Annotated in this window: 30 protein-coding genes and 1 pseudogene; 15 read left to right on the top strand and 16 right to left on the bottom strand. The window is 61.7% G+C overall.

The annotated features are described in order from the left end of the window. Positions 1-46 precede the first annotated feature (46 nt). Positions 47-706 carry an anti-sigma factor family protein gene (locus SCH01S_RS15605; RefSeq protein WP_046349756.1) on the top strand — a complete coding sequence of 220 codons (660 nt, stop codon included), beginning with the start codon at positions 47-49 and terminating at the stop codon, positions 704-706. 274 nt (positions 707-980) lie between these two features. Here SCH01S_RS15605 and SCH01S_RS17010 read toward each other — a convergent pair whose 3' ends face one another. Then, positions 981-1346, bottom strand: a complete 366-nt coding sequence (locus SCH01S_RS17010; protein ID WP_046349755.1) for a recombinase family protein — start codon at positions 1344-1346, stop codon at positions 981-983. A gap of 479 nt (positions 1347-1825) precedes the next feature. Here SCH01S_RS17010 and SCH01S_RS16680 point away from each other — a divergent pair, with 479 nt between their 5' ends. Continuing rightward, entirely contained in the window at positions 1826-2002 is a 177-nt protein-coding gene (locus SCH01S_RS16680; protein WP_157033028.1) for a hypothetical protein, read from the top strand. A 2-nt stretch (positions 2003-2004) separates the two neighbouring features. Here the strand turns inward: SCH01S_RS16680 and SCH01S_RS15595 are convergent, their stop codons facing one another. The 4 genes from SCH01S_RS15595 to SCH01S_RS15585 form a co-directional block, all read right to left on the bottom strand. Then, the gene (locus SCH01S_RS15595; RefSeq protein ID WP_046349754.1) at positions 2005-2592 is read right to left on the bottom strand and encodes a helix-turn-helix domain-containing protein; all 588 of its coding nucleotides are present in this window, start codon (positions 2590-2592) and stop codon (positions 2005-2007) included. 122 nt (positions 2593-2714) lie between these two features. Further along, the gene (locus tag SCH01S_RS17435) at positions 2715-2885 is read right to left on the bottom strand and encodes a PEPxxWA-CTERM sorting domain-containing protein (protein ID WP_084689625.1); all 171 of its coding nucleotides are present in this window, start codon (positions 2883-2885) and stop codon (positions 2715-2717) included. Positions 2886-3043: 158 nt separating this feature from the next. Further along, positions 3044-3274, bottom strand: a complete 231-nt coding sequence (locus SCH01S_RS15590) for a hypothetical protein (RefSeq protein WP_157033026.1) — start codon at positions 3272-3274, stop codon at positions 3044-3046. Between the two features lie 173 nt (positions 3275-3447). Further along, a complete protein-coding gene (locus SCH01S_RS15585; protein WP_217995445.1) occupies positions 3448-4590 on the bottom strand; it encodes a hypothetical protein in 1143 nt (380 codons plus the stop codon). A 321-nt stretch (positions 4591-4911) separates the two neighbouring features. Here SCH01S_RS15585 and SCH01S_RS15580 point away from each other — a divergent pair, with 321 nt between their 5' ends. Further along, positions 4912-5169: a hypothetical protein gene (locus SCH01S_RS15580; RefSeq protein ID WP_046349752.1), complete on the top strand. Its 258-nt coding sequence runs from the start codon at positions 4912-4914 to the stop codon at positions 5167-5169. Positions 5170-5185: 16 nt separating this feature from the next. After that, complete coding sequence (locus SCH01S_RS15575) at positions 5186-5563, top strand: reverse transcriptase-like protein (RefSeq protein ID WP_052733991.1); 378 nt, start codon at positions 5186-5188, stop codon at positions 5561-5563. A gap of 239 nt (positions 5564-5802) precedes the next feature. Here SCH01S_RS15575 and SCH01S_RS15570 read toward each other — a convergent pair whose 3' ends face one another. From SCH01S_RS15570 to SCH01S_RS16675, 3 genes and pseudogenes are all read right to left on the bottom strand, one after another. Continuing rightward, on the bottom strand, positions 5803-6834 hold the full coding sequence (locus tag SCH01S_RS15570) for an alpha/beta fold hydrolase (RefSeq protein ID WP_084689624.1): 1032 nt from the start codon (positions 6832-6834) through the stop codon (positions 5803-5805). A gap of 701 nt (positions 6835-7535) precedes the next feature. Continuing rightward, positions 7536-7796: a hypothetical protein gene (locus SCH01S_RS15565; protein WP_046349750.1), complete on the bottom strand. Its 261-nt coding sequence runs from the start codon at positions 7794-7796 to the stop codon at positions 7536-7538. 130 nt (positions 7797-7926) lie between these two features. Next, positions 7927-8040 (bottom strand): annotated as a pseudogene (locus SCH01S_RS16675) (DUF188 domain-containing protein); the annotation flags it as partial. A 529-nt stretch (positions 8041-8569) separates the two neighbouring features. On the opposite strand from SCH01S_RS16675, the gene SCH01S_RS15555 reads away from it, so the two are divergent. From SCH01S_RS15555 to SCH01S_RS15535, 4 genes are all read left to right on the top strand, one after another. Continuing rightward, the gene (locus tag SCH01S_RS15555) at positions 8570-8770 is read left to right on the top strand and encodes a hypothetical protein (RefSeq protein ID WP_046349748.1); all 201 of its coding nucleotides are present in this window, start codon (positions 8570-8572) and stop codon (positions 8768-8770) included. A 466-nt stretch (positions 8771-9236) separates the two neighbouring features. Next, a complete protein-coding gene (locus SCH01S_RS15550) occupies positions 9237-10835 on the top strand; it encodes a PAS domain-containing hybrid sensor histidine kinase/response regulator family protein (RefSeq protein WP_084689623.1) in 1599 nt (532 codons plus the stop codon). Between the two features lie 988 nt (positions 10836-11823). Then, positions 11824-12042, top strand: coding sequence for a hypothetical protein (locus SCH01S_RS15540; protein WP_046349746.1), 219 nt, complete (start codon positions 11824-11826; stop codon positions 12040-12042). 202 nt (positions 12043-12244) lie between these two features. Then, positions 12245-12949: a spermidine synthase family protein gene (locus SCH01S_RS15535; protein WP_046349745.1), complete on the top strand. Its 705-nt coding sequence runs from the start codon at positions 12245-12247 to the stop codon at positions 12947-12949. Positions 12950-12978: 29 nt separating this feature from the next. On the opposite strand, the gene SCH01S_RS16255 is transcribed toward SCH01S_RS15535, so the two are convergent. From SCH01S_RS16255 to SCH01S_RS15525, 3 genes are all read right to left on the bottom strand, one after another. Then, positions 12979-13311 carry a DUF6481 family protein gene (locus SCH01S_RS16255; RefSeq protein WP_084689622.1) on the bottom strand — a complete coding sequence of 111 codons (333 nt, stop codon included), beginning with the start codon at positions 13309-13311 and terminating at the stop codon, positions 12979-12981. 320 nt (positions 13312-13631) lie between these two features. Further along, complete coding sequence (locus SCH01S_RS15530; RefSeq protein WP_046349744.1) at positions 13632-13838, bottom strand: cold-shock protein; 207 nt, start codon at positions 13836-13838, stop codon at positions 13632-13634. Between the two features lie 1209 nt (positions 13839-15047). Then, on the bottom strand, positions 15048-15260 hold the full coding sequence (locus tag SCH01S_RS15525; RefSeq protein ID WP_245612298.1) for a hypothetical protein: 213 nt from the start codon (positions 15258-15260) through the stop codon (positions 15048-15050). A gap of 162 nt (positions 15261-15422) precedes the next feature. Between SCH01S_RS15525 and SCH01S_RS15520 the strand changes: the two genes are divergently transcribed. After that, a complete protein-coding gene (locus tag SCH01S_RS15520; RefSeq protein ID WP_046349743.1) occupies positions 15423-15977 on the top strand; it encodes a type 1 glutamine amidotransferase domain-containing protein in 555 nt (184 codons plus the stop codon). A 348-nt stretch (positions 15978-16325) separates the two neighbouring features. Then, complete coding sequence (locus SCH01S_RS15515; RefSeq protein WP_046349742.1) at positions 16326-16634, top strand: hypothetical protein; 309 nt, start codon at positions 16326-16328, stop codon at positions 16632-16634. A gap of 274 nt (positions 16635-16908) precedes the next feature. Here SCH01S_RS15515 and SCH01S_RS15510 read toward each other — a convergent pair whose 3' ends face one another. Then, on the bottom strand, positions 16909-17112 hold the full coding sequence (locus SCH01S_RS15510; protein WP_245612297.1) for a helix-turn-helix transcriptional regulator: 204 nt from the start codon (positions 17110-17112) through the stop codon (positions 16909-16911). A gap of 290 nt (positions 17113-17402) precedes the next feature. Here SCH01S_RS15510 and SCH01S_RS15505 point away from each other — a divergent pair, with 290 nt between their 5' ends. Continuing rightward, positions 17403-18155, top strand: a complete 753-nt coding sequence (locus SCH01S_RS15505) for a restriction endonuclease (RefSeq protein ID WP_052733990.1) — start codon at positions 17403-17405, stop codon at positions 18153-18155. A 33-nt stretch (positions 18156-18188) separates the two neighbouring features. On the opposite strand, the gene SCH01S_RS15965 is transcribed toward SCH01S_RS15505, so the two are convergent. The 3 genes from SCH01S_RS15965 to SCH01S_RS15490 all read right to left on the bottom strand — a co-directional run bounded on the left by SCH01S_RS15965 (position 18189) and on the right by SCH01S_RS15490 (position 20717). Continuing rightward, positions 18189-18659, bottom strand: coding sequence for a DUF5681 domain-containing protein (locus SCH01S_RS15965; protein WP_157033022.1), 471 nt, complete (start codon positions 18657-18659; stop codon positions 18189-18191). 2 nt (positions 18660-18661) lie between these two features. Beyond that, positions 18662-19984, bottom strand: a complete 1323-nt coding sequence (locus tag SCH01S_RS15495; RefSeq protein ID WP_046349740.1) for a site-specific DNA-methyltransferase — start codon at positions 19982-19984, stop codon at positions 18662-18664. Between the two features lie 85 nt (positions 19985-20069). Beyond that, positions 20070-20717 carry a hypothetical protein gene (locus SCH01S_RS15490; RefSeq protein ID WP_046349739.1) on the bottom strand — a complete coding sequence of 216 codons (648 nt, stop codon included), beginning with the start codon at positions 20715-20717 and terminating at the stop codon, positions 20070-20072. A 668-nt stretch (positions 20718-21385) separates the two neighbouring features. Between SCH01S_RS15490 and cyoA the strand changes: the two genes are divergently transcribed. The 4 genes from cyoA to cyoD are packed head-to-tail and all read left to right on the top strand — an operon-like array spanning position 21386 to position 25433. Further along, positions 21386-22312 (top strand): ubiquinol oxidase subunit II, encoded by a 927-nt coding sequence (gene cyoA / locus SCH01S_RS15485; RefSeq protein ID WP_084689620.1) that lies wholly within the window; start codon positions 21386-21388, stop codon positions 22310-22312. A 3-nt stretch (positions 22313-22315) separates the two neighbouring features. Then, positions 22316-24331, top strand: a complete 2016-nt coding sequence (locus SCH01S_RS15480; RefSeq protein WP_046349738.1) for a cbb3-type cytochrome c oxidase subunit I — start codon at positions 22316-22318, stop codon at positions 24329-24331. After that, positions 24328-25023 carry a cytochrome (ubi)quinol oxidase subunit III gene (locus SCH01S_RS15475; protein ID WP_052733988.1) on the top strand — a complete coding sequence of 232 codons (696 nt, stop codon included), beginning with the start codon at positions 24328-24330 and terminating at the stop codon, positions 25021-25023. Before SCH01S_RS15480 ends, SCH01S_RS15475 begins: the two co-directional genes overlap by 4 nt. Then, positions 25020-25433 (top strand): cytochrome o ubiquinol oxidase subunit IV, encoded by a 414-nt coding sequence (cyoD, locus tag SCH01S_RS15470; protein ID WP_046349737.1) that lies wholly within the window; start codon positions 25020-25022, stop codon positions 25431-25433. Before SCH01S_RS15475 ends, cyoD begins: the two co-directional genes overlap by 4 nt. On the opposite strand, the gene SCH01S_RS15465 is transcribed toward cyoD, so the two are convergent. Next, positions 25430-26107 (bottom strand): SURF1 family protein, encoded by a 678-nt coding sequence (locus tag SCH01S_RS15465; protein ID WP_046349764.1) that lies wholly within the window; start codon positions 26105-26107, stop codon positions 25430-25432. The two genes, cyoD and SCH01S_RS15465, sit on opposite strands and share 4 nt — an antisense overlap. Between the last annotated feature and the right edge of the window lie 67 nt (positions 26108-26174).

Raw genomic sequence — 26174 nt, 5'->3', positions numbered from 1 at the left:
TGTCGCGCGGCCGCGAGGCGCTGATTGCCGAGCTAGGGAAAGCGATATGACGATAGATCGCGAAACGATCGGCGCGTTCGTCGACGGCGAACTCAGCGAGATCGAGCGCCGCCGTGTCGAGGCCGCGCTGGCGGACAACCCTGTGCTCGCGCAGCAAGTGGAAGCGGGGCGCCGGTTGCGCGCCCTGCTCAAGGCGCGGTTCGATCCGATTGCGGAAGCGCCGGTGCCGGAGCGGCTGGAGCACATCGTGCGCCAGGGCACTAAAATCGTGCCGCTGCCCCGAAGCAGCCGCTGGGCGACCCCGCAATGGGCAGCGATTGCGGCGACGTTGGTGCTGGGCCTGGTGCTGGGCCGGCAGCTCCAGCCGGTACGCGATCCGCTGCTCGCGACCGGCCCGCTGGCCCAGGCGCTGGAAACGCAGCTCGCCTCCGCGCAGGCGCCGGACGCGCCGGTGCGGATCGGCCTGACCTTCAAGGCGCGTGACGGCGCCTGGTGCCGCACGTTCGAGCAGAAGACGCTTGACGGTATCGCCTGTCGCGACGGCGGCGCCTGGCGCTTGCGCCAGCTCGCGGCCGGGCCCGCTCACGCGACCGAATATCGCCAGGCCGGCTCCGGCGCGATCGAAGCCGCGGCGCAGGATATGAGTACCGGCGCCCCGCTGGATGCGGAGCAGGAGCGCACTGCGGTGGCGACCGACTGGAAGTGACTCCCTTGGACGGTACTCGAGATCCGGAAGGTGTTCATGCGCTGGAGCGACGCGTTCATCACCTCGCGGCCGAGAGTCAGTATCCGACGAATCAACCTCGATGGGCAGTCCCAAGGTTCGCGAAGATACCTTTCACGCGCTGCTTCTGATTGCGACCTTTGCGGGTGAATCCTGCGCTGTCAGCTCTTCCTGCAGTGCGCGCACTGAACTGAGGGCGAGATAGCGTCGCATGATGTGGCGGACGGTTTCAGCTTCGCGCTCGTTCACGAGCAGCTCACAGTCCTTCACGTGGTAACCCAGAAGGACGCTGCTCCCCATCCAACATCCCTTTGCGCTTAGACGCCGCAAGTTTATTGCGGATGCGCTCGCCAGCCACCTCACGCTCGAACTGGGCGAAGGACAGCAGCACATTTAGGGTCAGCCGGCCCATGCTGGTGGTGGTGTTGAACGACTGCGCCACGCTGACGAATGAGGCGCCGGCCCGGTCGAGCAATTCGACCTCGACGGATACAAAGCTGGTCTCGCCTATGTCGCCAATGCGCTTCAACTGGGCGGTACCCGCAGAAACGCCTCCACGTTCTGCGGCATCGTTCCCGGCCACCACGATATCGATCCCGCCCTGGCCAATAAGGTCGAGCATGCTTGCTAAGCTTATGCCGCGAGACGCGGAGCTGGATGCGGGCCGGTCTCGGTAGATACCAGTGGAGGCCTCGCTAGTTAGCCATGTTGGTCCGCACGACGCACAATGTGCGTCGTCCTGATCAATAGCGCGCTCGTCCGCTCAGCGACCAAGCTCTCGAGCGCCTGTGCGGGGCGCGCTTGCTCGCACCGAGCAGATCACGCACTTCGACCTGCCGCCGACGCGCCCTGAGCGCCGATTGGACCGCGCTCGTCAGCGTCATCGGATGCACGGGACAGCGTACCAATTTGCCAGCAGGTTGAGCGGTGCCACAGGCGTCGCCTCATGCTGCACAGATACTAGGACCGATGAAAGGCGGTTATGTAGCTTGTACGCCCGTTGCCACTCAACGGGCTATTTGCCAGCCGCTGTGCCCGCAACCAGCCCGAAGATCGGACGTTAACCGAGCCCGACGAGCAGCCGGTTCCAGGACGCATGCCATGGACGATTCCAGACAGCTTCGCGCGCAGGCGAAGCGATGCCGCCAGCTCGCGGATCAGATCAGTGACGTGTTCGCTCATGGCGGGCTGATCGCACTGGCGGATGACCTTGAGAGCCGCGCTGCTGAACTGGAGAGCGAGAATCCGCCCGTCCGCAGCAATCCGACGCAGGAGTGAGCCTACTCAGGCTTCTCTTCGGCCTTGGGATCACGAAGCAACTGCTCTGAATGCTTCAGCTTCTGAATGGAGGCGGAGACATGAGTATCCACCGGCTTATGCTTAGACAGCCTCCGGAGCCGTTCCTCGAAAAGTTCCGGATCGTCGTCCGCCTCTAGCGGTTTTTGGGCGGCATCGGCCGGGCGCCTCGTACTCAACTGCCCCGTGGGTTGCTCTGGCGCGCGCGTAGTTAGCGAGCGGGTGTTCCGAGGCCGGGCGCTCTGTCGAAGGGCGACCGCCCAGCGATACGCCTGATCTCGCCGTGGGAAGATGCCATAAAGCATCAGCTCGCTCTCGAGGTAGGACATAGCGACGGCTGAAGGCAGCTTCCGCGTGGTGCGCCGAGCGACAAACCATTGCCCGTCCTTTGCGCGGCCGACCCAGAACCGGTCGAGCAGATAGCGGGTGGCGGCTGCGGTGCGCGGCTCGATTGGTGCGACACCGCGCTCCATCATGCCCACGTACGTTTTGGTGAGACCGATCGCTTGGGCTAGCTCGCCCTGCGTTCGGCCGCTCGCCTTACGGAGGGCCTTCAGTTCTTCGCCTTGCATCGCTTTACCTCGATCCGCCAGATCCGAAATCGGATCAGATCGAAGATCATTTCCTCTGTTCCTTTCGGGTTGTCAGCGGGCACATGCATCGAGTGGCCTTACCGCCTGACTCCATTTCGGTGTCAAGTTGCTCTCGCCGTACGAGCGCATAGGGTAACTGAGTGTTCTTTGTGGCGGGCCAAGCCTTGGCGCGCTCGCCTGGTGCTGGCGCCGACCGCAGCCAAACTCGCAATCATCATGACCCATGTGGCAGGCTCAGGGACCCACGTGACATGAGCATTGTCGATCGCCAACGCGTTGTCGCCGTCGATATAGATCGCGAAGCCAGCGCTCCAGCGTGAGATGCTGATAATCAGAGGTCAGGGCGAGCGTCGCGATTGGCGGCGGGATCGGGTCGCTTTCTACGAAGGCGCGGACGCGAAGCTCGCCCGAGCCCTTGGCGTCCAAAGGATTAGAGCGTCGTGAAATACGGATGCGGGCAGCCGAATTCGATGATGCTGCCATTCACTTGGCCGCCGGAAATGTCCCCGTTGGTGATGACCAGATCGCCGCTGGCCTTGAATAGGTTAAGATGAAGCCGAAGAAATCGACCCAGTAAATCTCGGGTCGAAGTTTTAAGCCCCGCACTCGCCGGCGCAGAGGCAACGTAAGCAGCCGCAACAGCGGCCAGAACACCCCTCATGATCATCGCGCTCCTCCGCGGCGGGAAGCTGCGGCGATACGCCGGGGTTGCCAAGGGTAACGATTGTGAATGGGAGTGTGAATGTCCGCCAACGCCGCTTGCGGGACGTTCAGTTCAAGCTTTCGCTTCGGCCCGGCCGGCGCGAGGTCAATCCCTTCGCCGGCAGAGGGGCCTCACACGCCCATGATCCTATGCGCCGCGGCATGCCACCAAGGCTTGTCCCACGCGACAATGACTAGCGCTGCGGCGGGGACGTAGAGCCCCAAAAACAACACATATGCTTGATGAATCCGTCGGTGGCGAACGACGTCCCACACGAAGAGCGGCGCCAATGCCGCCAACACATAGGCATCGGTGGCCCATGGGTTCGCCGGCATGCTGGATGGCAGCCACGACATGCGATCGATAGCAGCGCCGAGCGGGACGGCTGTGGCGAGGAAGACCATCCTCTTGTGCAATCCGGAGTGTGTTGCGCGCGCTCTCAAGGCAATCGTCATGAAAGCGGCGAAAAGCACGCCGGCATTGATCTGCAGCAGCAGGATGTTCTCGAGCAGTGGAACGACCGGCGCCAGCGCCGCCCGAACCTGGGGCGGACCAAAGTGCGCTCCGCCCCACACCTGGTAATACATCGTCGGAGCCAGGAGGAGTCCCACGACCACCAGCGCCGGCACCAGCACGAAGGCTGCAACGCCAACCTGCTTGTGCAAGGCGCAGCGTCCGGTTGCAACCATCAGCGTCTGCGCCAGCAGCAGCAGCAGGAAACTCCCCATAAGCACCGCGTGAACGTGCAGGACGAGCGGGAAAGGGGCTCTCGCCCCTGCTCGAACCATGCCCACCTTCATCATCGAATCCGGAATGAAGCCGACTAGCACGATGCCTATGAACCACATTGCCATGGCAACGAAGATCCAGCGGTCGGCCGAGTGCGCCCGCGGCGTTCCTGACAAATGGTCATCGCGACGCCCGCCGACCGGAAGTTCTCCCGCAACTGTAGCCATAGTTTCCCCCTGCTGTTTCAGCTCCTGACCTTGGCTATCACAAACCCCGCGGCGCGGCGCGTGTAAATGGCTTTGGCTGGTCGCTACAGCAACGGCGACCAACTTCACAAGAAGCGAGCGAGCGTCTGCTTTCCATCCGTTACGAACTTTCGATGCAGCGGCCGGCCTGAGGGTCGCAATCGACCCTTTCCTGCCATTAGAGAAAGCGCGGCCATTCTCATTGCGGACTTTAGCGGCAACGACGACAGTCTCCCGAATGTAGTAGGTGCGAGAAGGCGGCGTGAGCGATCTAGTGTTGAGCATCATGTGCGGGGTCATGGGCGCGACCCTCTTTGTATGGTGCCTTCGGGACGGGGAGGCGGCGATCAATGTGAATTTCCGCCATTTTCCTCGCGCTACGCACCCCAAAACATATTGGACGTTGATGGGCTGCTATGGGGGGATGGCAATCGGTGGTTTTGCTTTCGCTGCGGCCACTTGGATTTCCAACCACTAACGACCGGTTTCCACCCTTAGCGGACATTCACCTGGTCCGGTTTAGCGATCGTCTTGCGATTGGGCACCAGCGATTGTGAGGTCCCCGTTTTGCGGGCTCCAGAACAGGACTAAGACGGCAAACGCCCATTCAGAAGGAAGAATATGTCGGACGACTATGATCGCGGACAGCGCGACGGGCTGCGGCTGGCGTTGGGGGTTTTGGCTGCCGAGGAGGAGAAATGGTCGGCGTTGCTGGGCACGAGCTCTTCGGGACGAACCAATTTGGCCCGTGCCGTACGACACAAGACGCTGCAGGTAGCGCAAAGTCGCGTGCAGACCGTCATGAACCGTCTTACGCCAAAAGATGGCGTTTCAGCGTACGCAGAGATTGCGTCAGCACTCGACCGCGCCGGGCTTTAGCCTTTGCGGAATCCAAATGCGTCGCGTGAAGGTTTTCTTCGATGGTGGCTGCCGCCCTGATCCGGGCACAATGGAGATTGCCGTCGTTGTCGCCGGGATGACGATAATTCTCCCCAACATTGGGCAGGGCTCCAGCACGGATGCGGAGTGGCTCGCGTTGACCCACGCTCTTGGGGTTGCTCTGGCGCTCGGCTTGTCCGATTTCGTGCTAATCGGCGATGCCGCTGATATTGTTGCAAAGGCGAATGGCACCGTGAAATGCCGAGGATCTGCCCTGCGCCATCTCGAACGGTTTGGTGCTTTGCAGGTAGCCGGCGCACGGGCTCGCGTGCGCCACATCAGACGTTCTCAGAACCTCGCCGGGATCGCGCTTGCCAATCGTCATCCGAGGTAATCTCGAAGGGCTCGGCAGCTTGGCCGTGTTCCAAGTGGGAGAAGGATATATGACGGCAAAACTGCTACGAGCGCTTAAGCGAGCGGAACAAGCTCTGGGCCGAAGCCCGGCGAAAGGGTCTGGCGGCCGGGACACCGGAGCGGGACCGGATTGCCGAAATGGATGACCGGATCCGTGCGCTGAAAGCCGAGCTAAGGGAGTAGCTAAGGGTTTGGCTGTGCCTTCGGTGAGTCCGCCTGTTAGCTTGATCCTACCCTCTCCAGCACATCATCAACGGCCGTCGCAACATGGCTCGGCTCAGCGTAGTGGAACAGGTGCCCCTGCTCGGCCAGCACGCGAAGCTCCGAGCCCTCAACTTCCCCGGCAAGGCGTTTAGAATGTTTCTCAACGCCCACGATCAGATCGCCTTCGCCCGCCAGGATGATGGTCGGCACACCCAGATCGCGGTACCTGCGGCTGAGAGCGACTGCCGAGGGCACCATCATCGCGGTGTCGGCAGCCGTCGCGCGTACTTGTGAAGGCCGCAGGGTTATGGCGATGGGAAAATCGACAAACCTTTGGGCGACTTCGGCGGGGGCAAACGCGGCCTTCACCGCTGCTGGGCCCATCAGCGCTCCGGCAAGAGGCGAGATGGTGTGCGCCATCACGTCGCCGATGAGCGGGATCGCGGGAGCGGACAAGGGCAGGACGTCCGGCCGAGCCGTGCCGTAATAGTAGCCCGATAGCAGCACCAAGCCAGCCACCGCGTCTGGATGATCAAGGGCCATCGCAAGCGCAACGAGAGTTCCCCAACTGTGACCGACCACCACCGCGCCACGCACCCCCATCTGCGACATTGCACGCGCAATGAGGTCGGCCTGAGCAGAAGGTGTCCAGATGGTTGATTGAGGCCGGTCACTGTAACCGAAGCCAGGCCGATCGAACGCGATGACCCTGTGCTTGTTCGCGATCAGGTCGAGCACACCGCTTGCTTCAAAGTCCTGGAGCAGGACACCGTTGCCGTGAAGGAGCACGACCGGCTGGCCTTCGCCTCGCTCGAGGAAGTGAAGCTTGGTGCCATCGACGTGGATGAACTTGCCTGCCGGTGGTGTCCTTGCCTCGGCTCGGCGGGCGGCCGCCCGGTTGAAGATCGCGCTGCCGAGAAGTCCTGCTCCCGCCAGCAAGGCCGCGGCGGTCCATTTTGGATGCCGCCGCAGAAAGTTGGGAGCCGAGGGCGCTTCGGATTTTCCACCGCGACCGCCGCGGCTCTTGTCGTTGGGCTTCTGTGTCATCCGCACCCAACCCTTGTGCAGTGCACAAAGTTCAGATGGCGGATGCTGCGAAGCCCTCAGGTCACCTGCAGGGAAGCTGCCCCTCTCCTTCCGCGTAGCGGCGGAAAGCTGTCAGCCGCACCGAGGTAGGGCGCGGCAGAGCGCCGCAGTCAGCTTTTCAGAGTCGCCATTTCGACGGGCTTGCCCTTGGTGCTGGGATTGGAAGCGTTCTGCTTTGGTGGCTTCTCCGCCTTTGGCTTTCGTACTTCCTTGTTAGATTTCTTCTGGCCCTTCGCCATAGGTGCTCCTGTCACAGCTGCCATCGACAATACTCGAACTCGTGCCCGAGCATGTGGTTGCGTTGCAGCAGCTGCATAGCACAGCCGCCATCAGGCGCCGCCTAGTGGTTAGTGGCTATAGAAACGTGAGTTCAGGACGATGAGGATGCTCAGCTCCGACGAAGTGTCCTCCCCCACCCCGCTTACTGCGGCCTCTCGTGAAACGCCGAGCGCCATGGGCGGCCCATTGCGCTCAGGCCCTAGTGCTGGGACTCGAAAACGAATGCCGCCCTCTGGCCGCCGCCGGCCAGTGTCGGAGTTCAGCCACTCGCGCTCTTTGCTCGCGAACTGGCCGGCTTCGGCGCCAAGGTGCCCTCCCGCAGCCACTGCCGACATCCGACTTTTTCAGCGGCTCCTGCAATGGTGCAGGTACGCAGCTTCGGCTTAGCGGCGATCTATGAGCAGCGCGAAAAGCTGATCGAGATTCTGTTGGGCATCTTGAACGACTGGGTTATCCGAATTGCCGGGCAAAGCCAGCGGCTTGCTCATGATATCTTGCAAGCTCCTCGTCTCTGCGCTCGAGAGAAGGTTTCGCTTCCTCAAGACAATCGCGAGACTCAAGATGCCATTGAATGCCGCTACGTCTAGAGCTTGCTGAGCCTCCAGCATTTGTTGCGCCGTCAAATCGTGTTCGCGCTCGGTCATGCAAGTCTCCGAAATGTGCCGTCGAAAGCCGAATTGTCGAGTGGACGCGGCGCTCAACATGGTGTGCGCCTAGGATGGTACCACGCCTGGGAGGTCAGAGGCTGCACGGTTGGCGCGGGTTCGAGAGTTCTGGAATATTGCTGACGATCGTGACCGGCGCTTCGTGCCTAAACGCGACACGATAGATCTCGTCCTTCACCGGGCAGGCATCAGCGTCGACAAGAATCCGGGATTTGCTGCTCACGGCTGGCTGTCGATCCTTCGTGGATGAGCTTGATTCCGTGCGCGCCTGGCATAGCGCAAGCGGCGGCGCCAATTGCTCAAAGGGGGTGCTGCTCGGCCCTAAGCGTCAGGACGAAGCAGGACTCGCAGTCCAAAACGTCATTCAGACCTGGCCGCCGCTCGCGGTTTGGAGCAGTGCCGCTCGTCAGCTAGGTCGATCGCGATCAAAAGCTCGTCGAAGCTGCTGTCGTGCTGGAGAGGGAATGCCCGGCATAAGCCTTGCTGGATCACGCCAGTCTCAGGCGGATAGGGCCGCGCGGCCGAACTGAGTTTCTGGAGCGGCTGCTGCGGCATGTCGTGACGAAACGGTCTTGTCATAGATCGGTGCCACATACTGGAAAAAAATAGATCCGCCTGTGTCCTTTTTCACACTCCATAAAATAATTAGGTTTGGCGGCGTAAGACATGTATTAGTGATTTGTTGACGCATTCCGCTTTGAAGCACGCGTCATGAGAGTCTTGGCACGCTCCCGCTTCTGGTGGGAGGTGTTATGCCGGACCTGGACCGCAATAATATTTATCAACTTGGCGCGTTTGATGCGGACGAGATGCTCCACGAAATCGTCGAGCTTCGAACGCGCATCATGACGGCGTGGCGCGAGCGTGGCGTGATGCTGACGCGGGACGAGCAACGTCGGCTGCTCGACGAAATCAGGGAGACCTGTCGACTTCTGGGCGACCTTACGCATTAGGTTCGCTCGCACTGCTGGCGAGATCCGATCTGCGGCGGTCTCGCTCCTATCTCTAAGCGAAGCGTGCGCAGCAATGCGGACCAAATTCGCTCTGATATGAAGGGGCTCGGCAACCACGCGCTGAGCCGGTCGTTTTGCGGCCATGCCAAAGATGTCTTGGTCGAGATTGGTTACGGTCGCCATATTGGTCGGAGCGTTTGCATTCGCGTTCGCGATCAATCTTGGATGATTGCCCGTTCACCTCGCTCAACACTGGGGCGGGGTGGCTCGCCCATGCTGGAGGCGCTGCGTCTCACCGTGGTCTTCGGAGTTCGGGAACGTTGGCGTCCAACTCTTTGTGCGTCCTGCTTCTGCCGTTACGATGCGATAAGCTTATGAGAAAAATAGAATGCGCGATGATTTTCAGCTCCGTCGGAGGGCTGTTGCGTAAGGTCACCCTTGGCTCGTACTCCGTAGCCCACACGCTGTGCGCAGCTTCGGTGGCCGTGCAACAGTGACTGGAGAGGACACGGATCGCAAGCCGGCCGCAGAAGAGCTTCGTCAGAGCGAAGAGCGGTTCCGCCTGCTGGTGCAGAGCGTCACCGATTACGCGATTTACATGCTGGATCCGGACGGCCGGGTGAGCAGCTGGAACCCCGGAGCAGAGCGCTTCAAAGGCTATAGCCCTGACGAAATCATGGGAGAGCACTTCTCCCGCTTCTACACGGATGAAGACCGGGAAGCTGGGGTTCCGCGCACCGCCCTGGAGACGGCCGAGCGCGAGGGCCGCTTCGAGGCGGAAGGCTGGCGAGTTCGAAAGGATGGTACTCGTTTCTGGGCCAGCGTGATCATCGACCCGATCCGGGATGAAAGCGGCAATCTAGCCGGATTCGCGAAGGTCACGCGCGATCTGACCGAGAAGCGCGCAATCGAAGAGCAGCTGCGCCAGGCGCAGAAGATGGAAGCCGTCGGGCAACTGACCGGTGGCCTCGCCCACGACTTCAACAACCTTTTGACCGGCATCAGCGGCAGCCTCGAGATGATGCAAATCCGCATGGCGCAAGGACGCACGGCCGAATTCGATCGATACTTCATGGCGGCTCAAGGGGCGGTCAAACGTGCCGCCGCTCTTACCCACCGCCTTCTCGCCTTCTCGCGCCGGCAGACGCTCGATCCGCAACCAACGAACGCAAATCGGCTCATCAACGGCCTTGAGGAGCTCGTTCGGCGCACAATGGGGCCGGATATTGAAGTCGAAGTGGTTGGAGCCAGCGGCTTGTGGCCGATCCTGGTTGATCCGAACCAGCTAGAAAACGCCGTTCTCAACCTATGCATCAACGCTCGCGACGCCATGCCGAGTGGTGGAAAACTGACGATCGAGACCGCAAACAGGTGGCTCGACGAGCGCGCCGCTAGAATCCAGGATTTGCCCGTCGGCCAATATGTTTCCGTCTGCGTCACCGACACCGGGACTGGCATGACGCCGGAAGTGGCGGCGAAAGCCTTCGATCCGTTCTTCACAACGAAACCACTGGGAGAAGGTACTGGCCTAGGCCTCTCCATGATTTATGGCTTCGCCCGTCAGTCCGGTGGGCAGGTCAGAATTTATACTGAACTTGGGCAAGGGACCACGATGTGCCTCTATCTGCCGCGCCATGACGAGGAGGAGTCGGCGGAGGAGGATGTTCTGGTCGTGACCTCTCCAGAACACACAGGTGAGGGTGAAGTCGTCCTGGTCATTGATGACGAGCCCACGATCCGAATGTTGATCGCCGAAGTTCTCGCGGAGTCCGGGTATGCGGTCATCGAAGCTCCGGACGGCCCCGCAGGCCTCCGGGTCCTGGAGTCGAATGCCAAGATCGATTTGTTGATCACTGATGTAGGTTTGCCCGGTGGCATGAACGGCCGGCAGGTCGCTGACGCCGCCCGCGTGCATCGCCCGGATCTCAAGGTGCTGTTCATCACCGGCTTCGCGGAGAATGCGCTAATCGGGCGCGGGCGCCTTGAACGGGGCATGCATGTCCTCACCAAACCATTTCAGATGGACGTGATCGCAAGCCGTATTCGTGAAATCATTGAGCAGTAGGGATCGACCGAGCGCCAGCGGCACGTCCGCGCAGATCTGAAGCCATTCCGTACCATCGTTTGCACCATTCTCAGCTCGGCTGTGATATCGAGAAGATTACTTTCAACGATCGGCCTTCGATCGCACCGATTTCATGCCGCCGTTTGATGCGACTGTGCTACAGGAGGATATCACCTGCAGCTGGTAGCGCGCTTCTCGTGCCAGAGAGCCATTTCGGTTCTCGTTTCGCATGGGAGCGCCTGTTCTGGATATCAATTCACTTTTGGCGAGCGAGCAAAGGTCATTGCTCCGCGCTCGGTTCTCGCGTGCAACCGGAGCCCGCGACCGGGAGGTTGCCATCGCGGCCGGGCTCGCGAAGAGCCTGCGCCTGACAACCTATCCGCACAAGTCTCTCTCATTCGAGCTGCTGACATGAGCCCGACCCAGGCTCGTTCCGACCCCTTCGCTTTGGGCGCGGAAGCTTTCGCAGCAGGTGTGGCGAGGTCGGAATGTCCATTCCCCTCGGAGTTCTTCGAAGGCCGGCATTGGCTGCTGGGTTGGGATTTTGGTCGCTCCCGGGCCGCCGCGCGCCAGTTCCGTATCAAGAGGGATTATGCGCTATGAGCCCGGCCGAAACCTACAACAGGCAATGTGAGCTAGAGGAGCGCCGGCTGGGCATGAGATCGCTGGATCCGGTCGCGATTGCCCGTCACTTCGGAAAGGCCGCGGAGCTGCGGGCCCTCATCGCAGCGGAACGGCTGCACCTCGGTTCCGGCGCGAGCGGAACCAAGGGCTCTTGCGCTCCGCAACCTCGATGAGCGGGCAACCCCATTCGCAGCGACGTTGGACCAACGGCGATCTGGTGGTGCTCAGGACACTTGTGCGAAGTGGCGAGGCGCTTGGCAGTCTCGCCGCTCGTCTCGGGCGGCCGCGCGGGGTCGTCATGCTCAAGTGCGCCGAACTAATGCTGCCGCTTCACGCGCTTTAATTACCTGAACCTGGAGAAATTATGAGCAGAGCAATCAACCTCGACCTGACGCACGATCAAGTCCGCGCGGCTGTACTGAAGCACGGGGCGGTGATCAGCGCGATCGAACCCCTGTTTCCAAGCGGGACGCGCGTGGTTCTCACGAACGCGGACCACGCGGCTGCCATGCGGCGGACGCTCAACCCGCAAGTCATCGAAGGAGCCGTGGTGCGCACCCCGTTGCGAACCGTGGCACGATAACCAGCAGCGAGAGCCGGAGGCCGATGCCACGCACGATTGGTCGGCTAGCGCTGGAGCGCAGGTGGCTGTGCGGCCAGCTCGAAGAGAGCTGGCCCGGCGCAAGGCTGTTGCCGTCGGCCTAATCGGCCCGGCGAACCATCGGCCAAATCGAAGCATGCGCCTCGAAGTCACGACCGCTTATAGAGCTTTCCGGAGAACAAGGTTGGTTTTCGAAGCGCCCTCGCACGCGAGCGACGAATCCTCTGCGGTGCTCGTGGACTCAGCCGAAATCCCAGGCGGAGGGCAACTCCACCTCGTTCGCCAAGGCGGAGATTTCGAGATCCTCTTCGGCGACGAGCAGCTGATGGGCAGCTGGGCGTATCGCTCGGAAGAGGCCTTGGCGACACTCACCTTCGAGCGGCTTGGCCAGGTCTCGCCGAGCATCCTGATCGGAGGCTTGGGAATGGGCTTTACTCTCGCCGCCGCCCGGAACGCGCTACCAATGTCTGCGACTGTCGTCGTAGCCGAACTCGTACCAAAGGTAGTGTCCTGGGCTAACGGCCCGCTCGCGCACATCTTTGGCGAATCTCTGGCTGACCCTCGAGTGTCGCTGGAGCTTCGCGACGTTCATGACGTCATTGTAGAGAAAGCCGGCCGCTTCGACGCCATTCTGCTCGATGTCGATAATGGACCCGACGCGCTCGTCAATCTCGCCAACGAACGACTCTATTGCAGCTGGGGTCTGCGTGCGGCCCACAGCGCTCTGCGACCAGGCGGGATATTGTCAGTCTGGTCGGCTTATCCTGACCAGGCCTTCTCCGGCAGACTTCAGCAGGCCGGCTTCAGCGTAGAGGAAGTACTCGTGGATTCCGACGGGACTGAGCAGGAGCCGCCACACACGATTTGGTTCGCGGCGAAGCAGAGCTGAGGGCCGCGCCTGTTGTCCTGAACTGCAGGCTACTTCCGCGCCTTGCGGGCGGCATAGCGGGCGTCCCGTGCAGCTTTCTTCTCGGCCGCCGTGAGTTCGGCTTCGCGAGAAGCGGCAGCTGCTGCCTCAGAAGCCGCGACGGCTTTGCTCTGTCGAATAAGCGCCACTTCGGCCTTGGCGTCTTCCTTCGCGCGGCGTTTCTCCGCGTCCGCTGCAGCACGTGCTTCGCTGCGCGCTAGGCGCGTTGCTAACGTCGCTTCGTCAAGCTGTGGTTTCGCACGATGCTTGGCAAGCGCCGCAGCCCTTGCGCGAGCAGCAGCCGCAGTGCGTTCCGCGAATGTCGGTTCTTTGAAACTGGCCATCGGGTCAACCTGTCAGCGGCTTGCAAGCCGCAGTGGGGTCCGCTGCACCAGCCCTGTGATCACCTTGCGTCCATAGAGGGTCGCGATCACGGCGGCATCGGCAGCGTTGTTCATGACAACGCGAGTTCCGCCAGAACGGAGATCTTCGATCGTGCTGATGGGGAGCTTTCGTTTGGAGCAGGACGCTAGAACATGAGCTCGCGGGGCATCGATGTTGATCGCTCTGGACATTGTGTCTCCGGACGTGGGGCGCGTGATTCTGGATTGCCGGACGAAGGTGGGCACCACTCTCGCAGCGCCCACCAGTTGTTTTCGTGCGCTTACGCCGACTGGAGATTCACCGCCGAGGTCTTGCCCCGACGGTCGGTTTCGAGTTCGTACGAGACGCGCTGATCCTTATCGAGGGTGCGCATGCCGGCGCGCTCGACGGCCGAGATATGCACAAAGGCATCGCCGCTGCCGTCTTCCGGCGCGATGAAGCCATAGCCCTTGTCATTATTGAAGAATTTGACGGTTCCGGTGATCATCAGGATATCCTTATCCCTGTGTGACGGGCATGCGCCAACAGCGGCACATCCCGGCTTCGTGAGGCTAGAAAGGGACTAAGGGAGGAGCCAAGGCGGCCCAAAATCCGTCAATGCGACGTCAGCGCCACCTATATAAGGAGCATCGCGGCGAAATTGAAGACAGCCATGCCGGGTGTTACGATTCGGAGCAACACGTTGCAGGGGGCGATCTTTCACCACGAGGAAATCAGGCAGAGACCCCGATAATGCATTCAACGTAAACGTCCCCGCGGCGCGGGACTGCGCGATAGCCGACCTCAGCTTCCGCAGCCAGGCTGTCCTTGATCAGCTGCTCGGTCGCCTCGCACACGAGCTCGTCTTTTCCGGCCAGGCTTCCAGCCACACGCAGCAAACTGCCCTCTTCGCATCCGGCGGCAGCGCTCAGCAGAATGATCCAAATGTCGGTTTGATCGTCCTATGCGTGGTCCTTGGTCCGGCTGCGGCCCCTTGCCGGCCCACTACCCACAGCCCTGTCAGTCGCCTGGTCGGGGCGGCAGCCGATCAATGTCGACCGTGATTCACACCAACAGCAATGCTCGATGGGCAAACGAAGTCGAGCGCAATTGCGCATATTTCGGAATGAGCGGCTCAGTCCTGCGACGATGGATGCATCGCAGTGTGGGGAATGCTGCTATTGGGGTTTGGCTGTACAGGCGCGGTTCTGCGCCGTCGCCGCGAAATGGCAGTGGCCTAATCAGCCCAACAGCGCGAGCAAGAATCCGCTCTCTCGGCCGGCTTGAATCGAGTCTATCAAACGGTGAGCTTGCTGCCCGCGTCGAGCGCCGCGACTCTGACGAGTTTGAGCCAGCTCGCGCGCTTTCGCTATGGAGCGGATACGGCAGGGATGGGAATCAAGGCGTGACGAGAATCTCCTATAGCTGTGAACGCTTGCCGCCTAATCGAGCGCAGCGACCAGGGGTCGTATAACAGGGGGATGATCGCTCGGCCCGGTGGTTTAACTGCCGGGCCGAACTTCGTTGAGTTGCCGCAGCGAGTGTCCCAAGCGATGCCCAGACAATCTGATGATCCGGCCAAGCTGGTGCGGTTTCGGAGGGTCCGTGACGTCTCCAGCGGTCTGCAAGGTAATTCCCCCTGTTTTGCCGTGCAGACCCGCGTACGTCACGCGCGCGGAGGCTCCGCTGGCAACCATGCCGGCGGAGCCATCCTTTCTTAAGCTGGTCTTGCGCCGGGCGTGCCGCACTTCGCGAACTTGCCCTTGGCATCCTTGCAGCGCTTGGGTGCCGGCGCGCTCTTCTCGGGGCATTTGACGAATTTGCCTTTCGCGTCGCGACACGGCGCTGAAAGAGCGGGTGACCCGGCCAAGGCGGCCAGCGCGACGGCGATCACGAACTTGTGCAGCATTGTCCCTCCGATCGGAGCCATCGGTGCTCCGATGTGAAGACGACGCTGGGCAGAAAACCCACACCCGCGAAAAGGCCCGTGGTCGAACGGAGAAAGTGCGCAGATAGCCGCGTCGTTTGAACTGACACAGGAACCCGCGCTTCTCCGCATCGTTGGCACAGCATCTCAAACATGGAGAGTCCTATGGCGCAAGGCGACCGCGCAAAGGTGCTGATGCTGGCGACCGACGGCTTCGAACAATCGGAGCTATTCGATCCCAGACGGGCGCTACGAGACGCTGGCTACAGCGTGACGCTCGCATCCAACAAACGCGAGCCGATCCAGGGCATGAAGCACGATGAGAAGGGCGAGACCATCACCCCCGATGCCTTGCTGGGCGAGGTCAACGCTTCCGAATACGACATGCTCGTGCTGCCCGGCGGTGTTGCCAATCCCGACAAGCTGCGGACGGAGCCAGATGCGGTGAAGATCGTATGCGACTTTATGGATCGCGGTGCCCCGGTCGCCGCTATCTGCCATGGCCCTTGGCTTCTCGCCGAGGCCGATGTGCTGCGCGGGCGCACGGTCACAGCATGGCCTTCAATCCGCACGGACCTGCGAAATGCCGGCGCTGATGTCGTTGACATGGAAGTCGTGATCGATCGGAACCTGATCACAAGCCGCAAACCCGCGGATATACCGGCATTCAACGACGCGCTGCTGGAAACCCTGAGAGCGCGCACGCCGATGCCGGCCTGACCCTTGCGACACATCGCGACACAATTCTGCCGGCCTCGACATAGCCCTGCGACAGTTCGCCGCGATAAGCTGATCCCAACAGCGGCCGACCCCCCGCTGGTGAATGCGAAAACTCCCTGATCGGCCCTGCTCTGCACCCCCGGAGCGGGGCCTGTTCATTCCAACGGCCTTGCTCAGTAACGGTGACGACTTGACAGTCGGTTGGGCGACAGCGCTGTGGAGGATTGGAGTGGCGCCGGTGAGCAGATCGACCCCCGTCGATCGGCAGGCCCACTCCAGAGGGCGAAGCTGATCGGACATCCCCCTGTTGCCGGTCCCGGCTTCGCCCTCACCAAAGGACGCTATGACATGGGCGACATCGTCGAACTGTGGTCTGTCGGCAGCTTCCGCGCCAGGTTCCTTGTTGAAGAATGGGATCGGCTCGCGGAGCGCTTCGAAGGCGACTACGAGAAGGCCACACGCGCACATCTTTCCCTCTGCCGCGATTGGGAGCAGATTTGGGACGTGAACGCGACCAAGCGCACTAAAGCCGCAGAGAAGCGATTGAGCCAGCTCACCGATGAGGAGTTGCTGGACGAGTGGCACAGAGCGGAAATCGAGAGCCCGCTGATTAACCTGATCGCTGGCGAGATGGAGTGGCGCAACCTGGACGACTGAAAATGCAGACGCGGCTCAAGAACTTAGAAAGAGCAGCTGTGCGACAGCCGCAGCATGAGGACTTATCCGTTAAGGGTCGAAAGCAGACGCTGAACGGTGGTATTGGCGAACATCTGCTATCCCGACCAGCGTGCCGAATGCTGAAAATCGCGCATAGCCGCTGATAGTACCATGCTGCTCGGAAGGAGTCCTTTCGCAAAAACGACAACCTTCGCAAGCACGCTGATCATTCACCCTAGCGCCACTGGGTAGGAGTGTTCATCGAGCGGCCGGGTCAATCCGGCTGCACCAGGTCAACGTGACTTACGCCGAGTGCGGTCGCGAGTTCGAACAGGGTCACCACCGTCGGGTTCCTTCGCCCCTGTTCCAGACCACTTATGTATTGCTGACTCAGCCCAGATCGCTCGGCCAGTTGCTCCTGCGTCAGCCCTTTCTGGCGTCGAATACGCGCTGCGTTCCGACCAACAAGCCTCCGCATGTCCATGCAGAAACCATTGGCGACGCGTCGGACCCCGGTTTATCAACTATAGTGTGTATTCGATATCTGATCGTGTTGTTTCGGCGGATCGCACGGAGCGTCTCCCGTCCAGAATTGCTCCAGCCGCTGTTCGCTATATCAAGCTCGGCCCTGGCGGCAGCTGGGAGGCGAGTTCACTCGATGCTAGCCGTATAGATTGGGGAGACCATGCAGATCCGCACGAACTAGCAGCACGAGAAGACTGGCAGGCCGCGCGGGAATTCTACTTGAACGCGGGCCATCGCTCAGGAGTGGCGACGCGCTACCTGCAGCAGCTGAAGGACTTCTACACCCTAGGATCCGACACTTTGTGGATCACGTTCGCGCGAGGCGCACTCTGGTGGGCGTTCGCCGCCCCTAAGGTCGTTTTGCGGGAAAGCCCTGCGGCGAACGAGAGCACCAGCTATCGACACACGCTGGGGCCTTGGCGCTGCACTGACATCAAGGGCGGCCGCCTCGAAGTCGAAAGGCTCAGCACCAGGTTGACCCAGCTCGCCGGCTATCGCCAGACAATCTGTTCGGTGCGTGAATCCGCTTATCTGCTTCGCCGCATCAACGCCGAGCCGGAGCCTATTGTTGCCGCCGCCCAGGCCGCATGCGATCGAATGGCTGAGGCCGTCGCTCCGCTGATCGCGAACCTCCACTGGGCGGATTTCGAGTTGTTCGTCGACCTTCTGTTTGCGCGCGCTGGCTGGCGTCGCATCTCCGCGCTTGGGGGTCGGATGAAGGACTTCGACATGCTCATCGAGCAGCCCGCGACCGGCGAACGCGCCTGCGTTCAGGTCAAGTCCGCTACCAGCCAGCCGGTCCTCGACGCGTGCTACAGAGCGTTTCAAGAGCGTCAGGATGCGGAACGGTGCTTTTTCGTCTGCCACACCGCGGCGGCCGCTATACGGCCCCCAGAGGCGTCTGATCGGCCGTTTCACCTGTGGGATATCGGCCGGCTTGCAGACTTCGCCACCGATCATGGCCTTGTGCGCTGGCTGATCGAAAGGGCGGGCTGAAGAGCAGGCAGCCTTGCAGCCCACCCGCGCGACCTAGTCCCGCCTCAGGCGCCGAGCATCGCGCTGTCGGACGAAGCTGAACACCTCATGTCGATCCGCTCGCGACATCGTCATCAGAAAGGCCCGGAGGGCCCATTTCTGCTCGCTCGTTAGCTCAGCGATGTTGAACATCTCGACCTGGTTCTCGTCCCCTGTGGGACCGTACCGGTGAGCCAAGTTCACGCCCAATTCGAGCGCCTTATAGTTGCCGGTCAAAATCTCCTTTTTCAGCCGCTCGGCCATGGCTTCCGTCATGTCCATGTTTCTCGTCTGTCCATTGCGCGTCACCGGCACCTTGGACCGGAACAGCCGCCGCAGCGACTCTTCCAGCGTCTTCGCGCCGCGCCGGCGGCCAGGCCCGCCTGAGTTGCCGGGCCTGAACTGGCTCTTGACTGGCGGATTGCCGTAGCCGCCCGCGTTATCTGCGCGATACGTAGGCGATTTCGGCGCTTTCTTCTTGGCCATCGTCATGCCTCCCCTTCTCGGCTGTCGCGGACAGTCTCGAAGCTTCGGCCATCCTCATGTTGAACAGGGAGGCCGGATCGCTCTGCAATGCGCGTGACGGCAGTATCGACAAAATAAGGGTCGATCTCCAAACCGGCACCGCGCCGGCCGGTCGCATGGGCGGCTATCAGCGTCGTGCCAGATCCTAGGAAGGGGTCCAGGACCAGATCCCGCCGGTTCGTAACATCCTGAATGGCATCAGCCACCAGATCGATCGGCTTACATGTCGGGTGGGCCTTCAGATCCTCCAGTCGACCCGCCCGAAAGCTGTTTACCCCATCGTATGACCAGATGTTAGAACGATTTCTGCCGTGCTTTCCGAGTTGCACATTGTTGATGTGCTTGCCGCCCGGGGCTCGAAAGGCGCACACCAGTTCGTGCTGGCTCCGCCATAGCGCTCCCATGCCGGCGTTGCGTTTAACCCAGACGCAAAGGTTAAGGAGTTGCTCGTAACGGCGCTCGCCAACCATGATCATGCGCGCAACCGAGCGCCAGTCGATAAACTGGAAGTGCACCGACCCCGGCCGGCTGAACATGACCGCGTTGCCGAAGGCCACATCCATGAAGTCTTCGAACTGGGCGACAGTCATCTCGCCGCTGGCCATCGCGAACTCTCGGTGATGAACCTTGCCGAGCCCGCAGACGTGGCCCTCGACGGGAACATTGTAGGGCATGTCGCTCACCACTGCCGCGGCTCGCTCATTCCCGAGCAGCTGCTGGTATGCGGCAGGATCTCGTGCATCGCCGCAGAGGACACGATGCACACCTCCAATAACCCACAGGTCGCCAGGTCGTGAAGTTGCGGGACGGCAGCGGTCCGGTTCGGGGACCGGCTGGTCAGATAGGGCAGTACCTGATGCGTTGCTCAGGACGCCGTCGAATTCGGCGGTCTCGAAACCAAGGTCGACTGGGTCGAACTCGACATCCAGTTCCACGAGCGCCTGCATCTCTGTGGCGAGGAGCTCCAGCGACCAGCTGCCCTTCAGCGAAAGCGCGTTGTCAGCGATCCGGTACGCACGCCGCTGAGCGGCCGTCAGATGTGCCAGGACGATTGCGGGTACCGTATCGAAGCCGAGTGCTTTCGCAGCTTCCAATCGCCCGTGACCGGCGATCAACTCATGATCTGGGGCCACGAGTACCGGCACATTGAACCCGTATTTCGAAATGCTCTTCGCAAGCATCTCGATTTGCCGCTGGGGGTGCTCGCGCGGATTGGCGGGATATGGTCTGATTTGGCGGATCGGGAGCTCGATGAGTTCACGATCGGCAACGGCAACATCTGTCACTGATTTCCCTCCTATGGTGGTGGAGGGCTGAGCTATTTGGCAGGAAATCGGCTTAGGACGAATCTGCGCCGGAAAGATTGCGCAGTTAGCTTCCCCTGCCCGCAGCTCGCTTGCGCCGCCTGGCCGTCAGCAGCTTTTCTAGCGAATTCAGAATGGTTTTCTCGTCGAGCTTTCGATCAACGCATTTAAAGAAGGCCAACGCAAAATCCGCTGCGCGCGGCCGAGTGATGGCTCGGGACATAGAAGCCGGCACCCCGGTGACTCGTTCGAAGAGATCGACGAGAGCCGTGAGCGCGTGCTGCAGGTCGAGGTTTGGCACGTCGCCGCCCTTCAGACCTGAGGCGGCCTGTACCGCAGCTCGAGCGACAAGTGACCAGTTGACGTCGTGACTGAAGAGCCACTGTTCCAAGTTAGCAGGCGTGGGCTCGATCCCTAACGAAATCAGCTGAGCCCAAAGGCGACTCCTCGCCTCATCTGGCCGCGCCGCGAGCGCCTTGCGCGCGGCCTCTGCATCGACCGTGCTCTTGCCAGCTTCTTCGGCAAGGACGAGCAGAGAGTAGCGCACCTCGCTTCTGGAACTCGGCGGCTGACGCTGCCATCCCAAATACGACCGGGCCAGTTCTTCCAAGCACTGTACGATGGCCGCGTCGCCGTCCGTATCGGCGATGACGAGAGGAGCCAGGAGCGCCTGTTGATCAATGCTGTCGAACGTGAACTCTGAGTGATCGCGCAACTCATGGCGGCACCCGATTGGAGCAACATGCCGACGTTTTGCGCGTACGCTTGGTTTCCTCGGCATCCCACTCCCGTGTCAGTTGATCCCGATTGACGCGTGCCCAGAACCGTAATGGCCACCGCTACTTACCCGAATAGGGGCGTGTCCATACCCGATTGAAAAATGAGGTGCTCGACTAAGCGGGGCCGCGATTCTTGTAGTCCGGCAAATGCTTAGCATTCTAATTCCACCGTGTCACCGATCCGCAGTTCCCGTTAAATTCCCGTTTTGCCGGAAAATGACCATGAGACGAGGCCGCGCCAGCCTGTCTGGTTCACCAGCGGCCTGGTCTCGGCACCAAGACCGCGGATCGAGTCCGCTTCGGGCCTAAGCCGCGCGATCTAGTCATCCCTTCCTCATAGCGGGGCGCGCCGACAATCTTGGCGCTCAGAAGGTATGCCGAGCAGAAGGCTCTCCTCCTGATGCATCGGCACGTGACTGCGCCAGGAATTTGATCCCGGTTGAAATCCCGCATGCATGTCTTTCGACACGCGACAGGAACCATGGAGGAATGTCCTTTGGTGTACCTGACACAGGAAGCGTCCCTGCTTCTCCTTAACAAGTCGGAACTTTGCCCTCGCTGGCCGAGTTACTGCGGCATCGCCGATATCAGGGGGGCCGAGAGCATGTGTCCTTCCCCGAAATCTGGAGTTCGGAGGCCAACGCGCCTGCGTGCCCGCTGCGGTGCAGGTCTTGCGCTGCTTGCGTCCGGGTGCACGGGCGTCCTCGATCCGGTGGGGCCGGTCGGAGCCGCCGACAGCCAGATCCTGATCGACGCGACCATCATCATGCTGGCGATCGTGATCCCCACGATCGTGCTCGCCTTCTGGATAGCCTGGCACTATCGCGCTTCGAATACCAAGGCCGAATATCTGCCCTATTGGTCTTTCTCCGGCCGGATTGAGGCCGTCGTCTGGTCAATCCCGATCCTCACCATCATGTTCCTGGGCGGGGTCATCTGGATCGGCTCCTACCGGATCGATCCGTTCCGGCCGCTGCCGTCCGCGACGCCGCCACTGGAAGTGCAGGTCGTCGCGCTCGACTGGAAATGGCTGTTCATTTATCCCCAGCAGGGGATCGCCACCGTCAATCAGCTTGTCGTCCCCGCCGGCGTGCCGGTGCATTTCTCGATCACCTCAGCGAGCGTGTTCAACGTATTCTTCGTGCCGCGCCTCGGTTCGATGATCTACGCGATGCCGGGCATGATCTCGCAGCTGCACCTGCAGGCGGACCGGCCCGCCGACCTGTTCGGCCTGTCGGCGCATTTCAGCGGGGACGGCTTTTCCGATATGCAGTTCGAGGTGAAGAGCGTGCCGCCGGCCCAATTTGCGGCCTGGGCGCAGGGCGTCCGCAATTCCGGGCCCGTGCTTGACTTGCCCACCTATGCAAAGCTTGCCCAGCAGAGCCAGAACGTGCCGCCGCTTACATTCCGCGGCGTCGACCCGCGCCTGTTCCAAGCCATTTCAGCCCAGAAGATTCCGCCGGCGCCGGGGCCCGAGCCGGCCAACCCCGAACATGCGGGGCGTGAAGTTTCGACCGGAGGGAGGCACTGATCGATGTTCGGCAAGCTGAGTTGGTCCGCCATCCCCTTCAACCAACCGATCCCGCTGATCACCTCGATCGTGGTGATGCTGATCCTGGCGGGCGTTTTGGGCCTGATCACGGCGAAGAAATGGTGGCCCTATCTCTGGCACGAATGGATCACGAGCGTCGATCATAAGCGCATCGGGATCATGTACTGCATCCTGGGGGTGGTGATGCTGATCCGCGGCTTTGCGGACGCGATCATGATGCGGACGCAGCAGGCGGTCGCGGTCGGGGGCGCGCAAGGCTATCTGGAGCCCGAACATTATAACCAGATCTTCTCCGCCCACGGCACGATCATGATCTTCTTCGGCGCGATGCCGCTGGTGATCGGGTTCATGAATTTCCTGACGCCGCTGCAGCTGGGCGTCCGCGACGTCGCGTTCCCGACGTTGAACTCGGTCAGCTTCTGGCTGACTGCGTCGGGGGCACTGCTGGTCAACATCTCTTTGTTCATCGGTGAGTTCGCGCGCACAGGGTGGCTCCCCTATCCCCCTTTGAGCGAAGCGACCTACTCGCCCGGCGTCGGCGTCGACTATTACCTCTGGGCCGTGCAGATATCGGGCATCGGCACGCTGATGACGGGGATAAATTTCGTCACGACGGTGCTGAAGATGCGCTGCCCCGGCATGAGCCTGCTGCGCATGCCGATGTTCTGCTGGACGACGCTGTCGTCCAGCCTGCTGATCGTCGCGGTGTTCCCGATCCTGACCGCCACGCTGGCGATGCTGAGCCTCGATCGCGTCTTCGGTTGGCATTATTTCACGAACGACGCGGGTGGAAACCCGATGATGTTCATGAACCTTATCTGGGCCTGGGGTCACCCGGAAGTGTACATCCTGGTGCTGCCTTCGTTCGGCATTTTCTCCGAAATCTTCTCGACCTTCTCGGGCAAGCCGCTGTTCGGCTACCGCTCGATGGTCGCGGCGACACTGTTCATCTGCGTCGTGTCGATGATGGTGTGGCTGCACCATTTCTTCACGATGGGTGCAGGCCCGGCGGTCAACACCTTCTTCGGCATTGCCAGCAGCGTGATCGCGGTCGGCACGGGCGTGAAGATCTACAACTGGATCTTCACGATGTACGGCGGCCGCGTGCGGTTCACGGTGCCGATGCTCTGGTCGCTCGGCTTTATTTTCACCTTCATCATCGGCGGCCTGACCGGCGTGCTGCTCGCCGTGCCGCCGGCGGATTTCCTGGTCCACAACTCGATGTTCCTGGTCGCGCATTTCCATAACGTGATCGTCGGCGGCGTCGTCTTCGCGGTGTTCGCGGGACTCGATTTCTGGTTCCCGAAGGCATTCGGCTTTCGCCTGCATGAGGGCTGGGGCAAGGCGTCCTTCTGGTTCGCCTTTTTCGGCTTCTGGATCACCTTCACGCCGCTCTACATCCTGGGCCTTGAAGGCATGACCCGGCGCCTGCAGCACGTGAACATCGACGAATGGCGCGGCATGCTCGACCTCTCGGTGGTCGGCATCGTCGTGTTGATCCTGGGCGTCATCGCGCAGGTCATCATGCTGGTGGTCTCGATCCGCGACCGCGAGAAGCTGCGCGACATCAGTGGTGACCCCTGGGACGGACGCTCGCTCGAATGGGCGACGCCGTCGCCGCCGCCCTTCTTCAACTTCGCGGTCATGCCGAACGTCGAAGGGGAAGAGGCCTATTGGGGCATCAAGCTGCGCGCCGTCGAGACGCAGCAATTGGCGCCGGAGCCGCAATATGAGGCGATCGAGATGCCTTTGCACTCGCCGGTCGGCTTCTACACGGCGGTGTTCGCGAGCGTGACCGGCTTTGCCCTGATCTGGCAGATCTGGTGGCTCGCCGGCCTTGGGCTGGTGGGGGCGTTTGCGGGCTTCGTCGTGTTCGCCTGGCGCGACGTGCACGAGTTCCATGTTCCCGTCGAGAAGCTGGCCGAAGCCGAGCGGAAACGCCGGGCCGCGCGCGAGGCGCTGCTCGAGCGGATTGCGCGTGAGGGAGCGGTCGCGTGACAGACACATCGCTCCCCGCCGCCCGAGAAACGATCAGGCGCGTCCGCGAGGACCCGTACCGGCTGGGCCACCGCCCGCATGGACCAAGGGAACCGATCGAAGGCACCGGCCAAGGGGTCACCGGTCCCGCGAGCAAGCGGGTCATTGTCGGCTACGGCTTTTGGATTTTCCTGCTCAGCGACATCGTGATGTTCTCCTGCTTCTTCGCGGCTTTCGCGGTGCAGCGGGGCGCAACGGCGGGCGGCCCCGGGATTCGCGACCTGGTCGAAATGCCGCGCGTTGCGCTGGAGACCGCGGCGTTGCTGCTGTCGAGCTATACCTGCGGCCTGTCCTTCGCCGCGACGAACGCCCGCAACCTGCTGTGGACGCAGGTGTTTCTGCTCGTAACAGGCCTGCTCGGCCTCGCCTTCGTCGGCATGGAGCTGCAGGAATTCATCAGCCTGGCGAGCCGAGGGATAACGCCGCAACGCAGCGGCTTCGTGACGTCGTTCTTCGGGCTGGTCGGCCTTCACGGCCTGCACGTGACCATCGCCGGCTTGTGGCTGCTGACGATGATGGCGCAGGTGCAGGTGAAGGGCTTCCGGCCGGAAATCGTGCACCGGCTGATCTGCTTCAACCTGTTCTGGCACGCGCTCGACATCGTGTGGATCGGCATCTTCACGATCGTCTATCTGATGGGAGCGATCGCATGAGCGAGCTCGATTTCGATCCCCGCCGCTACACCGATTCGCTTGATGACCGCGAAGACCATGCGCCGGGCGACGAGCCGGCCGAGGATGCCGGCCATTGGATCAGCAATGCCAATCTGGGCCTTGGCTTCTCGGTCCTGCTAACCGTCGCGGCGTTCGTCCTCGCCAGTACGCACCTGATCTATGGCCCCTCGATCCCGGTCGCGTTGCTGGTGCTCGCCATCGCGCAGATGGGCGTGCACCTCGTGTTCTTCCTTCACATCACGACCGGTCCCGACAACACCAACAACGTGCTGGCTCTCGCCTTCGGGATCCTGGTCGTATTCCTGATCGTGACGGGCTCGATCTGGATCATGGCCCACCTGAACCACAACATGATGCCGATGGACCAGTTGATGCAGAACCAGCCCTAGGGCCGGCGTCGAACGCGCCAGACCCCGAGCAGGGCCAGTACGGCAAGCCCGAACCAGGTCAGCGCATATTGCAGGTGGTTGTTGGGAAAGGACAGGACGGTCAGGCCGCCGACCGGCTGCCGCTTCTCGCTGGGGCCGGCCGCTGCGTCGATGAAATAGGGGGCGAGGTGCGACAGGTGCCGCGCCCGCCCGATCGCCGCGACGTCGCGCGAGTACCAGCGATCATGAGCAGGATCATTCGCGTGCAGGAAGCCCCCGTGCGGCTCGGTCACTCGCAGCAGGCCGGTGACCTCCACTGGCCCCTTAAGTTCCTCGGCATGGCGGCTGGCGCGGCTGCGAAGCTCGGGCGGAACGAAGCCGCGGTTGACGAGCACGGTCCATGCCTGATCAGTGCGGAGAGGCGTCAGCACCCAATAGCCCGGGCCGTAGCGGCTCACTGCTTGGACCAAAATCTCGGAATCGTTGAGAAAAGCGCCGTGCACACGAACGCGACGATAGGCGTCGGTCGCAGCATTGATCCGCGCCCACTCGGCAGGGCCCGGCGCAGCAACGGGTGCGGCATGCACCCGCGCCTGGACGGCGGCGATGAGGGCCAGCTTTTCGCTTCGCCGCTCCACCTGCCACAGCCCGAGCGCGATGAAGAGCATTGTGCCTGCGAGGAGCACCAGCATCATCAGCGTGCGCCTGCGCGGCTTGCCTGGCCCACTCACTATGGGCTCACCCGGCATGCGCACGCGCTAA

Origin of the sequence: Sphingomonas changbaiensis NBRC 104936 (genome assembly GCF_000974765.1) — a bacterium.
GTDB lineage: Bacteria > Pseudomonadota > Alphaproteobacteria > Sphingomonadales > Sphingomonadaceae > Sphingomonas_B > Sphingomonas_B changbaiensis.
This window is presented reverse-complemented; position numbering and strand designations above follow the sequence as displayed.

Coding starts and splice junctions, on each gene's coding strand:
- SCH01S_RS15605 (WP_046349756.1), top strand. CDS start 47: ATGACGATAGATCGCGAAACGATCGGCGCGTTCGTCGACGGCGAACTC.
- SCH01S_RS17010 (WP_046349755.1), bottom strand. CDS start 1,346: ATGCTCGACCTTATTGGCCAGGGCGGGATCGATATCGTGGTGGCCGGG.
- SCH01S_RS16680 (WP_157033028.1), top strand. CDS start 1,826: ATGGACGATTCCAGACAGCTTCGCGCGCAGGCGAAGCGATGCCGCCAG.
- SCH01S_RS15595 (WP_046349754.1), bottom strand. CDS start 2,592: ATGCAAGGCGAAGAACTGAAGGCCCTCCGTAAGGCGAGCGGCCGAACG.
- SCH01S_RS15590 (WP_157033026.1), bottom strand. CDS start 3,274: ATGAGGGGTGTTCTGGCCGCTGTTGCGGCTGCTTACGTTGCCTCTGCG.
- SCH01S_RS15585 (WP_217995445.1), bottom strand. CDS start 4,590: ATGACCCCGCACATGATGCTCAACACTAGATCGCTCACGCCGCCTTCT.
- SCH01S_RS15580 (WP_046349752.1), top strand. CDS start 4,912: ATGTCGGACGACTATGATCGCGGACAGCGCGACGGGCTGCGGCTGGCG.
- SCH01S_RS15575 (WP_052733991.1), top strand. CDS start 5,186: ATGCGTCGCGTGAAGGTTTTCTTCGATGGTGGCTGCCGCCCTGATCCG.
- SCH01S_RS15570 (WP_084689624.1), bottom strand. CDS start 6,834: ATGACACAGAAGCCCAACGACAAGAGCCGCGGCGGTCGCGGTGGAAAA.
- SCH01S_RS15565 (WP_046349750.1), bottom strand. CDS start 7,796: ATGACCGAGCGCGAACACGATTTGACGGCGCAACAAATGCTGGAGGCT.
- SCH01S_RS15555 (WP_046349748.1), top strand. CDS start 8,570: ATGCCGGACCTGGACCGCAATAATATTTATCAACTTGGCGCGTTTGAT.
- SCH01S_RS15540 (WP_046349746.1), top strand. CDS start 11,824: ATGAGCAGAGCAATCAACCTCGACCTGACGCACGATCAAGTCCGCGCG.
- SCH01S_RS16255 (WP_084689622.1), bottom strand. CDS start 13,311: ATGGCCAGTTTCAAAGAACCGACATTCGCGGAACGCACTGCGGCTGCT.
- SCH01S_RS15530 (WP_046349744.1), bottom strand. CDS start 13,838: ATGATCACCGGAACCGTCAAATTCTTCAATAATGACAAGGGCTATGGC.
- SCH01S_RS15525 (WP_245612298.1), bottom strand. CDS start 15,260: ATGGCTCCGATCGGAGGGACAATGCTGCACAAGTTCGTGATCGCCGTC.
- SCH01S_RS15520 (WP_046349743.1), top strand. CDS start 15,423: ATGGCGCAAGGCGACCGCGCAAAGGTGCTGATGCTGGCGACCGACGGC.
- SCH01S_RS15515 (WP_046349742.1), top strand. CDS start 16,326: ATGGGCGACATCGTCGAACTGTGGTCTGTCGGCAGCTTCCGCGCCAGG.
- SCH01S_RS15510 (WP_245612297.1), bottom strand. CDS start 17,112: ATGCGGAGGCTTGTTGGTCGGAACGCAGCGCGTATTCGACGCCAGAAA.
- SCH01S_RS15965 (WP_157033022.1), bottom strand. CDS start 18,659: ATGGCCAAGAAGAAAGCGCCGAAATCGCCTACGTATCGCGCAGATAAC.
- cyoA (WP_084689620.1), top strand. CDS start 21,386: ATGTGTCCTTCCCCGAAATCTGGAGTTCGGAGGCCAACGCGCCTGCGT.
- SCH01S_RS15480 (WP_046349738.1), top strand. CDS start 22,316: ATGTTCGGCAAGCTGAGTTGGTCCGCCATCCCCTTCAACCAACCGATC.
- cyoD (WP_046349737.1), top strand. CDS start 25,020: ATGAGCGAGCTCGATTTCGATCCCCGCCGCTACACCGATTCGCTTGAT.
- SCH01S_RS15465 (WP_046349764.1), bottom strand. CDS start 26,107: ATGATGCTGGTGCTCCTCGCAGGCACAATGCTCTTCATCGCGCTCGGG.